At 68.8% G+C, this 12,345-nt stretch carries 11 protein-coding genes; 3 read left to right on the forward strand and 8 right to left on the reverse strand.

Translation table 11 applies throughout. The features are described 5' to 3' along the window. Positions 1 to 21: 21 nt before the first annotated feature. The 3 genes from Mschef_RS13055 to Mschef_RS13065 all read right to left on the reverse strand — a co-directional run bounded on the left by Mschef_RS13055 (position 22) and on the right by Mschef_RS13065 (position 4,429). Positions 22 to 312, reverse strand: a complete 291-nt coding sequence (locus Mschef_RS13055; RefSeq protein ID WP_081130032.1) for a HigA family addiction module antitoxin — start codon at positions 310 to 312, stop codon at positions 22 to 24. A 16-nt stretch (positions 313 to 328) separates the two neighbouring features. Next, entirely contained in the window at positions 329 to 610 is a 282-nt protein-coding gene (locus Mschef_RS13060; RefSeq protein WP_081130033.1) for a type II toxin-antitoxin system RelE/ParE family toxin, read from the reverse strand. Positions 611 to 685: 75 nt separating this feature from the next. Further along, entirely contained in the window at positions 686 to 4,429 is a 3,744-nt protein-coding gene (locus Mschef_RS13065) for a methylmalonyl-CoA mutase family protein (protein ID WP_081129100.1), read from the reverse strand. Between the two features lie 164 nt (positions 4,430 to 4,593). On the opposite strand from Mschef_RS13065, the gene Mschef_RS13070 reads away from it, so the two are divergent. From Mschef_RS13070 to Mschef_RS13075, 3 genes are all read left to right on the forward strand, one after another. Beyond that, the gene (locus Mschef_RS13070; RefSeq protein ID WP_081130034.1) at positions 4,594 to 4,914 is read left to right on the forward strand and encodes a YXWGXW repeat-containing protein; all 321 of its coding nucleotides are present in this window, start codon (positions 4,594 to 4,596) and stop codon (positions 4,912 to 4,914) included. A 163-nt stretch (positions 4,915 to 5,077) separates the two neighbouring features. Then, on the forward strand, positions 5,078 to 5,233 hold the full coding sequence (locus Mschef_RS17770) for a hypothetical protein (RefSeq protein ID WP_168708970.1): 156 nt from the start codon (positions 5,078 to 5,080) through the stop codon (positions 5,231 to 5,233). A gap of 124 nt (positions 5,234 to 5,357) precedes the next feature. Next, entirely contained in the window at positions 5,358 to 7,412 is a 2,055-nt protein-coding gene (locus Mschef_RS13075; protein ID WP_081129101.1) for a 3-hydroxyacyl-CoA dehydrogenase NAD-binding domain-containing protein, read from the forward strand. A 4-nt stretch (positions 7,413 to 7,416) separates the two neighbouring features. On the opposite strand, the gene Mschef_RS13080 is transcribed toward Mschef_RS13075, so the two are convergent. From Mschef_RS13080 to holA, 5 genes are all read right to left on the reverse strand, one after another. Further along, positions 7,417 to 9,564, reverse strand: coding sequence for a TonB-dependent receptor (locus Mschef_RS13080; RefSeq protein ID WP_081129102.1), 2,148 nt, complete (start codon positions 9,562 to 9,564; stop codon positions 7,417 to 7,419). Between the two features lie 134 nt (positions 9,565 to 9,698). Next, positions 9,699 to 10,166 carry a 23S rRNA (pseudouridine(1915)-N(3))-methyltransferase RlmH gene (rlmH, locus tag Mschef_RS13085; protein WP_081129103.1) on the reverse strand — a complete coding sequence of 156 codons (468 nt, stop codon included), beginning with the start codon at positions 10,164 to 10,166 and terminating at the stop codon, positions 9,699 to 9,701. 25 nt (positions 10,167 to 10,191) lie between these two features. After that, positions 10,192 to 10,581 (reverse strand): ribosome silencing factor, encoded by a 390-nt coding sequence (gene rsfS, locus Mschef_RS13090; RefSeq protein ID WP_081129104.1) that lies wholly within the window; start codon positions 10,579 to 10,581, stop codon positions 10,192 to 10,194. Positions 10,582 to 10,662: 81 nt separating this feature from the next. Next, positions 10,663 to 11,322, reverse strand: coding sequence for a nicotinate-nucleotide adenylyltransferase (nadD, locus tag Mschef_RS13095; RefSeq protein WP_242426523.1), 660 nt, complete (start codon positions 11,320 to 11,322; stop codon positions 10,663 to 10,665). 8 nt (positions 11,323 to 11,330) lie between these two features. Further along, a complete protein-coding gene (gene holA / locus Mschef_RS13100) occupies positions 11,331 to 12,344 on the reverse strand; it encodes a DNA polymerase III subunit delta (RefSeq protein ID WP_081129110.1) in 1,014 nt (337 codons plus the stop codon). Position 12,345 lies beyond the last annotated feature (1 nt).

Consider the following 12,345-nt stretch of genomic DNA (forward strand, 5'->3'; position numbering starts at 1 on the left):
TCCGTGATGGTTTCGCGCCCATCACGCTGCAACCCGCTCAATCCGCTTGACGTCATTGCCCAGCGCGCGCCGCGCCTCTTCCAGATCATAGTCCGCCTGCAGGCCGAGCCAGAAGCGCTCGCTGGTGCCCAGCGCCGCAGCGAGGCGCAGCGCGGTATCCGCGCTGATGCCGCGCTTGCCGAGCACGATCTCGTTGATGCGGCGCGGCGGCACGGCGGCAGCGCGCGCGAGCGCGTTCTGGCTGATGCCGAGCGGGCCGAGAAATTCTTCCAGCAGGACTTCGCCGGGGTGGATGTTGGATAGAGCCTTCATGTTCGGATCCATTGCGTCAGTGGTAATCGACGATCTGCACACCGTGGGCGTCACCATCCATCCAGCGGAAGCAGATGCGCCATTGCTCATTGATCCGGATGCTGTGTTGGCCCTTGAGGTCACCTTTGAGCGCTTCAAGCCGGTTGGCTGGCGGAACCCGCAAATCGTCCAGGGTGGTGGCGTTGTTGAGCATACGCAGCTTGCGACGCGCCACGGTCTGGATATCGGCAGGCAGCCGCCGGGATGGCGTTCCGCCCCAGATCTTTTCGGCTTCCTTGTCGGCGAAGTCCCGGATCACCACGCAACCATAACGTTGTTCGTCATATGACGCAAGGCGTCATGGCATCGAGGAAGCGAACAGCCGCCGGGCCGGCTACATATTGCGCCGGTACTCGCCGCCGACTTCGTACAGGGCGTGGCTGATCTGCCCCAGCGAGTTGTACTTGACCGCGTGCATGAGCTGCTCGAACAGGTTGCGGCGTTCGCGGGCGGTGGTTTGCAGGGTGGCGAGGGAGCCAGATCCTTCGCTGCGCTCAGGATGACAATCGGCGGGACGCTCAGGATGACAAGACTTGGCGGATGACGCGGCGATGGGGTTGCGGGCCTGCTGGAAGGTTTTCACATTCGCGATCTGCGCGCGCTTTTCGTCCTCGGTGCTGCGGATCAGCTCGATGCGGGTGGCGATCTCGCCGGCGTGTTCGCGCGGCAGGAAGGTGTTGACGCCGATCAGCGGCAGCGAGCCGTCGTGCTTCTTGTGCTCGTAAACCATCGACTCGTCCTGGATCTTGCCGCGCTGGTACATCGTGTCCATGGCGCCGAGCACGCCGCCGCGCTCGCTGATCGCCTCGAACTCCTTGTACACGGCCTCTTCCACCAGGTCGGTCAGCGCCTCGACGACGAAGCTGCCCTGCCAGGGGTTCTCGTTGAAGTTGAGCCCCAGCTCGCGGTTGATGATGAGCTGGATGGCCACCGCGCGGCGCACGCTTTCCTCGGTCGGCGTGGTGATCGCCTCGTCGTAGGCGTTGGTGTGCAGGCTGTTGCAGTTGTCGAACAGCGCGTACATCGCCTGCAGGGTGGTGCGGATGTCGTTGAACTGGATCTCCTGCGCGTGCAGCGAGCGACCGCTGGTCTGGATGTGGTACTTCAGCATCTGGCTGCGCTCGTTGGCGCCGTAGCGCTCACGCATGGCGCGCGCCCAGATGCGCCGCGCGACGCGGCCGATCACGGTGTACTCCGGGTCCATGCCGTTGCTGAAGAAAAAACTCAGGTTGGGCGCGAAGTCGTCGATGCGCATGCCACGCGCCAGGTAGTACTCGACGATGGTGAAGCCGTTGCTGAGCGTGAAGGCGAGCTGCGAGATCGGGTTGGCCCCGGCCTCGGCGATGTGGTAGCCGGAGATGCTGACCGAGTAGAAGTTGCGCACCTGGTGGTCGACGAAGTACTGCTGGATGTCGCCCATCATGCGCAGCGCGAATTCGGTGCTGAAGATGCAGGTGTTCTGCGCCTGGTCCTCCTTGAGGATGTCGGCCTGCACGGTGCCGCGCACGCTGCCCAGCGTCTCGGCCTTGATCTTCGCGTAGGTCGCGGCGTCCACCAGCTCGTCGCCGCTGACACCGAGCAGGCCCAGGCCCAGGCCTTCGTTGCCTTCCGGCAGCGCGCCCAGGTATTGCGGACGCTTGCGGCCCTGGTACATCTGCGCGATGTGCGCCTCGGCGGCATGCCAGCGCGCGGCATCGCCGCGCAGGTATTTTTCCACCTGCTGGTCGATGGCGGTGTTCATGAACATCGCCAGGATCATCGGCGCCGGGCCGTTGATGGTCATCGACACCGAGGTTTTCGGATCGCACAGGTCGAAGCCCGAGTAGAGCTTTTTCATGTCGTCGAGCGTGGCGATGGACACGCCCGAGTTGCCGATCTTGCCGTAGATGTCGGGGCGCGGCGCGGGGTCCTCGCCGTACAGCGTCACCGAGTCGAACGCGGTGGACAGGCGCGCGGCCGGCTGGCCGAGGCTGAGGTAATGGAAGCGGCGGTTGGTGCGCTCGGGCGTGCCCTCGCCGGCGAACATGCGCGTGGGGTCCTCGCCGCTGCGCCGGTACGGATACACGCCGCCGGTGTAGGGATAGGCGCCGGGCAGGTTCTCGCGCAGCAGAAAGCGCAACAGGTCGCCCCAGTCGCGGTACTGCGGCGGCGCGATCTTGGGGATCTGCTGGTGGCTGAGCGACTCGCGATAGTTGTCCACGCGGATGGTCTTGCCGCGCACCTGGTATTCGTTGAACGGCGCGGTGACCGCCTGCTTGCGCGCCGGCCACTCGCGCAGCAGGTGCAGCGCTGCGCTGGACAACGCCTTCAGCGCCTCGTTGTAGCGCTGGCGCAGGGTCAGCAGGGTGCGGTCGGTGGGCGCCTCGTGCCGCGGCAAGGCTGCGTTGTCATTCTGCGGCGCAGCCGAAGAATCCGGCGCAACCGCAGCGCCGGCGCGCTGGTCCGCAACCAGGTCCGCCGCGTCGTACGGCTCCAGCGCTTTGGGCAGCCGCGGATCGCCGATTTCGCGCAGCGCCGCGTGGCAGCTTTGCGCCTTGCGCGCCGCCTCGGCCTCGCGCTCGATGCGCGCGTTGATGCCGCGGCCCTGCTCGGCGATCTCGGCCAGGTAGCGCACGCGGGCGCCAGGAATCAGCAGCGTCGCGCGCGGCTCCTTCAGGCTGGTGTCGAGCCTGGGCTGCCAGTCGCAGCCGGGGGAAGAAAGGAAAAAGGGGTCAGAGTCACTTTTCGACCCTGTACCGCCACGCCCTGCCGCGTTCTCGTCCGAAAAGTGACTCTGACCCCCTTTTCCTTTCTCGCGCAGCAACCGGCACAGCTCGACGAACATCCAGGTCATGCCCGGGTCGTTGAACTGGCTGGCGATGGTCGGATAGACCGGCACTTCGTCGTCGCGCAGCTGGAACTTCACGCGGTTGCGCTTCCACTGCTTGCGCACGTCGCGCAGCGCATCCTCGGCGCCGCGGCGGTCGTACTTGTTGAGCACGATGAGTTCGGCGAAATCCAGCATGTCGATCTTCTCGAGCTGGCTGGCGGCGCCGTAATCGCTGGTCATCACGTAGGCCGGCAAATCGACCAGATCGACCACCTCGGAATCGCTCTGGCCGATGCCCGCGGTTTCCAGGATGACCAGGTCGAAATCCTGCGCACGCAGGTACATCAGGCATTCGCGCAGCAGCGCGCTGGTGGCTGCGTGCTGGCGCCGCGTGGCCATCGAGCGCATGAACACGCGCGGGCTGCGCAGCGCGTTCATGCGGATGCGGTCGCCCAGCAGCGCGCCACCGCTGCGCCGCCGCGTGGGGTCCACCGCGAGCACCGCGATACGCATCTCGGGGAAGGCGTGCAGAAAGCGCAGCAGCAGCTCGTCCACCACCGAGGATTTGCCGGCGCCGCCGGTGCCGGTGAGGCCGAGCACGGGAACCGCATGGCGCGCACCGTGCAGCACGGGCATCGCGGTGGCGCTCGACTGCTTGAGCAGCGCGGCCAGTTCGGCCACGGTGTAGGCCCCGCTTTCGATGGCCGAAAGCATGCGGCCGATGCGCGTGTCGTCGATCGACGCCGCGCGCGCGCCGCCCGCATCGCCCGCGCCGGTGGCCGCTGGCGCGGGCGCCGTCCCGCGCTGCTGGCGCGCATGGGCGGCGCGGCGCACGACATCCTCGATCATCGCCACCAGTCCCATGTGCATGCCGTCGTTGGGGTGGTAGATGCGCTCGACGCCGTAGGCCTGCAGCGCGGCGATTTCCTCGGGGGTGATGGTGCCGCCGCCGCCGCCAAACACGCGGATATGCCCGGCACCACGTTCGCGCAGCATGTCGATCATGTATTTGAAGTACTCGACGTGGCCACCCTGGTAGCTGCTGATGGCGATGGCGTCGGCGTCTTCCTGCAGCGCAGCGCGCACCACGTCCTCGACACTGCGGTTGTGGCCAAGGTGGATCACCTCGGCACCCTGCGCCTGGATCAGCCGGCGCATGATGTTGATGGCCGCATCGTGGCCATCAAACAGGCTGGCGGCGGTGATGAAGCGCAGCGGCGCGACACTGGCCGTGGCCGGCTCGGGCCACTGCGGGGCGGGAGTGCTCATGGATTGGGCTCCGCGACAGAATGCGCGCATTTTACGCCCAGGCACCGCCGCGCCGTCCGCTGGCCGCGCCGGGCACCCGTCATGCCCCCCCGGTCAACGCCGCCCGGCCTGCTGCGTTCTCCGATGCGAGCCGCACCGAGCGGCGTCATCCGCGAGTGATTGCCATGCAACTGCACCGCCACATCCTGGTTCCACTGCTGGTCCTCGCCGCGCTGGGCGCGGTGATTGCTCCGACCGCCGAGGCGCGCGGCTACGTGAGCGTGAGCGTGGGCGTTGCGCCGCCGCCGCCGCGTTACGAGCGCGTGATCGTGCGGCGCGGGCACGTGTGGGCGCCGGGCTACTGGCGCTGGGCGCCGCGCGCGCGGCGCTATGTCTGGGTGCGCGGCTACTGGATGCCGGCGCGCCCCGGCTGGCGCTGGGTCGGTCCACGCTGGGTGCCGCGCGGCCCGCACTGGGTGTTCCGCGCCGGCTACTGGACGCGCTGAGAGGCTGTGAATTTTTCAGTCTCTCAGCCCGGCCATGGATGGCCGGACGCGAAGCGGTCACGCAAGTGGCTGCTTCGCGCAGGCGCGTACGCACCTGTGCCGGACGCGCCGATGAAAAATTCCGCACGATGCGGAATTTTTCACAGGCTCTGAGCCCGCCACCATGCGCGCCAGTCCGTTGGTTCTCTGCGCCGTGCTCGCGGCGGTGGCGCTCGGCGGCTGCGTCGTCGCGCCACCACCGCGCGTGGTGTACGTGCGCCCGCCGCCACTGCGCTGCGCCTGGGTACCCGGCCACTGGCGCTGGACGGACGCCGGCTAGCGCATCTGGGTGCACGGTCACTGCCTGCCGATCGACTGAAGCGCAGCGAACCCCGGTGTCACGGGCGCATTGACCGGCCCGCATGCGCGACCGATCATCGCCGGATTCCAAGCCGGAGCGCGCGATGTTCGACGGACTGCGTTTGCGCCACTGGCGTGCCGAAGCCGATGCCGAGGGCATCGTCACGCTCACCCTCGACCGCAGCGACGCCAGCATCAATGCCATGGCGCACGCGGTGCTGGAGGAACTCGACCAGGCGCTCGATCGTCTGCTGATCGAGCCGCCGAAGGGCCTGATCGTCCGTTCCGGCAAGACCGCCGGCTTCATCGCCGGCGCCGACATCCACGAATTCGCGCAGTACGCACAGACCGGCGCGGTGCGCGCGGTGATCGGCTACGGCCAGCGCGTGTACCAGAAGCTGGCCAGCCTGCCCTGCCCCAGCGTGGCGGCGATCCACGGCCACTGCATGGGCGGCGGCACCGAGCTGGCGCTGGCGTGCACGTATCGCGTAGCCAGCAGCGACCCGAAGACGCGCATCGGCCTGCCCGAGGTGATGCTCGGCATCCATCCAGGCTGGGGCGGCAGCGCCCGGCTGCCGCGACTGATCGGCGCGCTGCAGGCGCTGCCGCTGATGCTGACCGGCAAAACCGTGGCCGCCGACAAGGCGCGCGCGCTGGGGCTGGTCGATCGCGTCGCCGAACCCTCAGCCCTGCTGGACGCCGCCCGCCACATGTTGCGCCAGCACCCGGCGCGCGCCTTCGATGTGCGCCTGCGCGCCTGGGCCAGCAACACCTGGATCGCACGCCAGATCCTGGCGCCGATCATGCGCAGACAAACCGCCGCCAAGGTACGCAAGGCCCACTACCCGGCGCCGTTCGCGCTGATCGAGGTATGGCGGCGCGGCGGCGGCAACCTGCAACGGCGCCTCAGGCTCGAGGCCGACTCGGTGGTGCGCCTGGCCGCCACGCCCACGGCGCACAATCTGGTGCGCGTGTATTTCCTGCAGGAACGCCTCAAGGCGCTGGCCGGCGACGCCGCGCACGGCATCGCGCATGTGCACGTGATCGGCGCCGGAGTCATGGGCGGCGACATCGCCGCGTGGTGCGCGTATCGCGGCTTCAGCGTCAGCCTGCAGGACCGCGAGATGAAGATCATCGAGCCGGCGTTGGCGCGCGCCAAGACCCTGTTCGCGAAGCGCCTGAAGACACCCGAGCGCGTGGCCGCCGCGCAGGCCCGGCTGCACGCCGACCCGGATGGCACGCAGGTGGCCGCGGCCGATCTGGTGCTGGAGGCGATCTACGAAAACCTCGAGGCCAAGCGCGCGCTGTACGCCGCCGCGCAGCCCAACCTGCGCGCCAACGCGCTGCTGGCCAGCAACACCTCCAGCATCCCGCTCAATGAATTGGCGCGCGGACTGGGTGCACCCGAGCGCTTCATCGGCCTGCATTTCTTCAACCCGGTGGCGCAGATGCCGCTAGTCGAGGTGGTGCGCCATGCGCGCCTGGCGGCGGACACCGAGCAACGCGCGCTGGCCTTCTGCCGTGCCATCGACAAGCTGCCGCTGCCGGTCAAGGGTACGCCCGGCTTCCTGGTCAACCGCATCCTCATGCCGTACCTGCTCGAGGCCATCCGTGCGCTGGGCGAAGGCATCCCCGGCGCGCTGCTGGATCGTGCCGCGCGCGGCTTCGGCATGCCGATGGGACCGATCGAACTGGCCGATACGGTGGGCCTGGACGTGGCCGCCTCGGTGGGCCAGGAGCTGGCGCCGTTTCTCGGCCTGGAGCTGCCGCAGGGCGTGTCACGCCTGCTCGATGCCGGCAAGCGTGGCAAGAAGGACGGCCAAGGATTTTATCGCTGGCAGGATGGAAAACCCGTCAAGCCCGATGTGCCCAAGGACTACCGGGCGCCGGACGATCTGGAGCTGCGCCTGATCGCGCCGCTGCTCAACGAGGCCGTGGCGTGTCTGGCCGAGGGCGTGGTCGACGACGCCGACCTGCTCGATGCCGGGGTGATCTTCGGCACCGGTTTCGCGCCGTTCCGCGGCGGCCCGATCACCTACATCCGCAGCATCGGCGCCGACACGCTGCACGCGCAACTGCAGGCGCTGGCGACCACGCACGGCCCACGCTTCGCGCCGCGCCCCGGCTGGGACCATCCGGCGCTGCGCGCAATCGCCTGAGCACTCAGAAGTTCTTGCGCAGGGTCAGATACACGCCGCGCCGCTGCGCATACTGCGGCGCCAGGCCGACGCCCAGACCGGTGCCGTTGCGCAGCTCGATGACGCGATCCAGCGCATTGACCAGTGCCAGGCGCGCATGCACCGTGCCCAGCTCCGGCAGGTCGAAACGCCGGCCCACACTGAGGTTGAGCTGGAACCAGCCGGGCATGGTCTGGGTGTTGGCGAAACCGGCGCGCAACCCCGAGCTGTACATGAAATCGAAGCCGGCCGTGGTGCCCGTGGCAAAGCGGTAATCCAGGCCGCCCGAGCCGGTCAGGCGCGGCGCGTGGTCGAGCAGGATCCAGTGATCGGCGATGTAGCTGACCTCGGCCGGCGACCAGTTGTACTGTCCCGAGGCGATGACCTTGGCGCGCGCCATGTCCACCGCGGCGTTGAGGTAGGCATGCAGCGGGCCATGCTGCCAGTTGGCGGTGAACTCGACGCCGTGATTGCGCCCGTAGCCATAGTTGAAATCGGCGAAGATCAATGCGGTGCCGAACTGGCCCACGTCCAGCGTGTCACGGGTCTGGCTGAAATACGCGTCGAGGCCGAGGGTGAGATTCGCGTCCGGCGCCCACTGCACGCCGGCGTCGTAGTAATTCTCGCGCATGGCGCGCACGTCGGTGTTGCTGTTGCCGGGTTGCTGGTTGGTGGTGCCCGCGAACTCGGCCAGATCGGTGGTGGTGATCAGCCCCGGCGCCGGCGGCGAGAAGTAGCGCGCATAGCCCGCATGCAGCGTCCACTGGTTGTCGAGCTGATACACCAGACCCAGGCGCGGGCTGATCTGACTCTCGTCCAGGAAACCGCTGATGCGGTCGTAGCGCAGGCCGCCGTTGAGGGTAAGCCGGTCGCTGGCATTCCACTGATCCTGTACGTAGGCCGAGGCGGTGCGCGCCAGCAGGACGTGGTTGTCGAGCAGCGTGAACGGCACAGCGCTGGTCTGGTTGCCCGCGGCATCGGCGGCGAATACGCGCGCGGTGTTGTCCTGCACGCCGCGCTGGAAGTCGCCGAAGAAACCGTAGCGCACGGTGTTGCGCAGCCCCAGCGGGGTGGCGAAATCGGCCTGCAGGGTATCGGCGCGGTTGCTGCGCATCACCGTGGCGGCGACACCCAGATACATCAGGTCACCGATCGGATCGGGCAGATAATCGACCTGGCTGTAGCGCTGTCCCGCGGAGATCTGGTAATCCGTGTTGCCCAGCTTGCCCTGCAGCGACAGCACCGCGAAGCGCGTCAGTTCGTTCTGGTTCTCGTTGAGGTCAGCCGAGGGATAGCTGCTCACGCCCGCCAGTTGATACAGCGCCGGCTGGCCCGGATTGGGCGGGATCTGGAAGCGATTGTCGCTGACGCCGGCGAGCAGGCTGATGCGCGCGTGCGCGTTGATCAGGTAGGTCAGATCGCCGAACCCGTTGCCCTGCCAGGTGCGGTCATGCAGCGTGTGCCGCGCCGCGGTCGGCGCGGAGATGCCGAGGTCATCGCGCAGATAGCTGCCGGAGAAAAACCAGCTCCAGCGTCCGCGGTGGCCGTGCACATCGAGAAACGGCGCGATGTGACCGTTGCTGCCCGCGGTCACGCCCACGCTGCCGCCGTTGCCCAATTGCGCGCCCGAGCGCGTGTCGATGCTGATCACGCCGGCGGTGCGCAAGCCGTACTGCGCCGGCAGCGCGCCATCGAGCAGGCTGACGCTCTTGATGATGCGCGTGTCCAGCGTCTGGCCGAACCCGGCGATGCTCTCCGGCAGGATCACGCCATTGATGCGGTACTGGATGTTGGCCATGTTGCCGCGGATGTGCAGTTGCCCGAACGAATCGCGCACCACGCCGGGCGCCTGCAGCAGCACCTCGTTGAGCGGCGTGGCGCGGCCCAGCGGCAACGCCTTCAGCGCCTGCGCGGTGAACAGGTACAGGCTGCTGCCGGTGGATGGCGAAAGCTGGTTGCGCGCCTGGTCCAGCGCCGCCGTCACCTTGACCGTGGCCAGTTGCGGCGCGCTTTCCCGCGCCGCGTGCGGGCGCCGGCCGGCGTCCTGCGCCTGCACCTGCGCCGCGCACAGGATCATGCCCATGGCGCAGCCCAGGGACTGCAGATGCAGCGTCCGCGCAAGCTGTCGGCGCATGGGGAATTCCGTTGTCGGGGGTGCCACGAATGCTAGCGAGGCTCGCGCTGCCGTTGTTATACAGTTCCGAGATCTATCCAGACTTTTGCCAGCAAAAAGCTTGCTTGAAACCGAATCGATTTAGCCCACACCCATCAACCCCGGTGATACGGATGCCCGGCCAGCAAGCTGGCGGCGCGATACAACTGCTCGGCCACGATCACGCGCACCAGCATGTGCGGCAAGGTCAGCGGGCCCAGTGACCAGCGCGCGTGCGCGCGTTGCAGCACCGTGTCGTCGAGCCCCTCGGCGCCACCGATCAGCAGATACACATCGCGTCCACCCATACGCCAGGCGGCCATGCGCTCGGCCAGTTGCTCGCTGGACCACGGCGTGCCGCGCGCATCCAGAGCGATGATCCATGCTTCGCGGGGCAATGCCGCCAGCAGCGCCTCGGCCTCGGCCGCCCGGGTCTGTGCCGGACTCAGCGCCTTGCCGCGCGCCAGACGGATCTCGCGCAGCTGCAGCGGCAGCCACGGCGCCAGACGCTTCTGGTATTCGGCGAAACCCTGGGCCAGCCAGTCGGGCATGCGCTCGCCGACGCTGAGCAGGTGGGCGCGCATGCCGGAACGGCGGGTGCCGTGCGCGTCAGGACGCGGCGGCGTCCGCGCCCGGCACTTCGACGCCCCACATGCGCTCGAGTCCGTAGAACTCGCGGATGCGCGGCAGCATCACGTGCACGATCACATCGCCGAGATCCACCAGCACCCACTCGGCCTCGGTCTGGCCTTCCACGCCCAGCGGCAGCATGCCGGCCTTCTTGACGAAGCGCACGACCTCGTCGGCCAGCGCCTTGACGTGGCGCGTGGACGTACCGGAGGCGATCACCAGGGTGTCGGCGATGGAGGTCTTGCCGCGCACGTCGATCACGCGCACCTCCTTGGCCTTGAGCTCATCCAGCGCGTGCAATACATAACCGCGCAGGGTATCGGAATCGGGGGCGGCATCGATGACGGCGGAAACGGCGGCGGTGCTCAATGCGGGAAATCCTGATCAGGCGCGGGAATGCGCGCGGCCAGTATAGGCCGGCATCAGAGCCTGTGAAAAATTCACAGCCTGTCAGAGCGGCGGCATGCGATACGGCGCCAGCAGCGCGGCATCGGCCAGCAGCGCATCCGGCAGCAGATAGCGCGGCTCGCGCCCCGCCGCCAGCAGCGCGCGCACCTGCGAAGCGCTGATCTCCAGCGCGCTGACGCGCAGACTGAACATGGCGCCCGCCGCCGCGGCGCGCAGCGCCGCCGGCGCTGCGACCGCGCGCTGCCGCCATTGCCGTTGCAGGCTGTCGGGCCACGGCGGCCGGCTGGCCGGCCGCGTCAGCACCACGATGTGCGCCAGATCGAACAACTGCATCCAGCGATCCCAGCTCGGCAATCCGGCGCAGGCGTCCTCGCCCAGCAGCAGGATCAGCGGACGCTGCGTGCCGTACTCGGCGCGCAGCGCGGACAGCGTATCGACGCTGTACGACGGGCCCGGCCGCGCCAGCTCGCGCAAGTCCAGCCCGAGACGATCCTGCCCGGCCAGCGCCGCGCGCAGCAGCGCCACGCGCGCGGCGGCGCTGGCCAGCGGTTGCGGACGATGCGGCGGCACGCGCGCCGGCAGCAGGCGCACCTCGGCATCCAGTTGTTCCGCCGCTTCCCAGGCCGCGCGCAAATGACCAAGATGCACCGGATCGAAGGTGCCACCGAAAATCGCCAGCGGGCGCGGCGCGGGGGTGGCCACGCCGCGGCTCAGGCCAGCGCAGCCGCGGCGCGCGGCTGCATCAGCACCACCAGCAGGCGCTCGAACTCGCGCCATGGGTCGCCCGTTTCGCGGCCCTTGACCATGCGCTCGATGCGTCCGGCCCAGACCAGCGCGCGCTGCCAGAAGCGCGCCTGCGGCGCGCGCGCCAGCGCGCGTTTGAACTGCGCGGCGCGCGCCTGCCACAAATGCTCGGCACGTATCGCCGCATCGACATCGCGCGCAGCGGCCAGACGCGCGGCGATGCCGAGCTGCAGATTCAGCAGGCCCAGCAACGGCAGCACCTCCTCGCCCTCGGCGCGCAGCCCGGCGAGGATATGCAGCGCGCGCGGCGCGGCACCGGCCAGCACCGCGTCGATCAACTGGAACGCGTCGTAGCGTGCGCTGTCGCTGACCAGTTGTTCCAGCGTCTCGCGGTCCAGGCGCGTGCCGGCATCCAGCAGCAGCGCCAGCTTGTCGATCTCCTGCGCGCCGGCCAGCAGGTTGCCCTCGGTGCGCGCCGCCAGCCAGTCCAGCGCTTCCATCTCGGCCGACAGCCCGCGCGCGGCCAGGCGCTGGCCCAGCCAGTTGGGCAGCTCCTGCGCGCGCGGCGCCTGCAGATGCACGGCGATGCCGCCGCGTTCGATGGCCTGCGACCAGGCGGCCTCGTGCTTGCGGCTCCAGTCCTGGCTGCTGATCAGCAGCACGGTGTCCGGCGGCGGCGCTGCGCACCACGCCACGATGGCCTCGGCGCCGTCCTTGCCCGGCTTGCCGGTCGGCACACGCAGATCGATCAGGCGGCGCGTGGCGAACAGCGACAGGCCGGCACCGGCGCGTGCCAGGTCGTCCCAGTCGAAGCCGGCCTCGACATCGAAACGCGTGCGCTCGCTGTATCCCAGCGCGCGTGCGCGAGCGCGCGCGGCGTCGGCGGCTTCCAGCACCAGCAATTCATCGCCGGCCAGCAGGATGACCGGCGGCAAATCCGCCGCCGCCAGCGCGCGCGACCAGTCGCCAGCGCCGTGCATC

This window comes from Metallibacterium scheffleri (genome assembly GCF_002077135.1).
Classification (GTDB): domain Bacteria; phylum Pseudomonadota; class Gammaproteobacteria; order Xanthomonadales; family Rhodanobacteraceae; genus Metallibacterium; species Metallibacterium scheffleri.

What these genes read in the sequence shown, in the direction of transcription:
- Mschef_RS13055 (WP_081130032.1), bottom strand. Translation starts at nt 312, where the DNA reads ATGAAGGCTCTATCCAACATCCACCCCGGCGAAGTCCTGCTGGAAGAA.
- Mschef_RS13065 (WP_081129100.1), bottom strand. Translation starts at nt 4,429, where the DNA reads ATGAGCACTCCCGCCCCGCAGTGGCCCGAGCCGGCCACGGCCAGTGTC.
- Mschef_RS13070 (WP_081130034.1), top strand. Translation starts at nt 4,594, where the DNA reads ATGCAACTGCACCGCCACATCCTGGTTCCACTGCTGGTCCTCGCCGCG.
- Mschef_RS17770 (WP_168708970.1), top strand. Translation starts at nt 5,078, where the DNA reads ATGCGCGCCAGTCCGTTGGTTCTCTGCGCCGTGCTCGCGGCGGTGGCG.
- Mschef_RS13075 (WP_081129101.1), top strand. Translation starts at nt 5,358, where the DNA reads ATGTTCGACGGACTGCGTTTGCGCCACTGGCGTGCCGAAGCCGATGCC.
- Mschef_RS13080 (WP_081129102.1), bottom strand. Translation starts at nt 9,564, where the DNA reads ATGCGCCGACAGCTTGCGCGGACGCTGCATCTGCAGTCCCTGGGCTGC.
- rlmH (WP_081129103.1), bottom strand. Translation starts at nt 10,166, where the DNA reads ATGCGCGCCCACCTGCTCAGCGTCGGCGAGCGCATGCCCGACTGGCTG.
- holA (WP_081129110.1), bottom strand. Translation starts at nt 12,344, where the DNA reads ATGCACGGCGCTGGCGACTGGTCGCGCGCGCTGGCGGCGGCGGATTTG.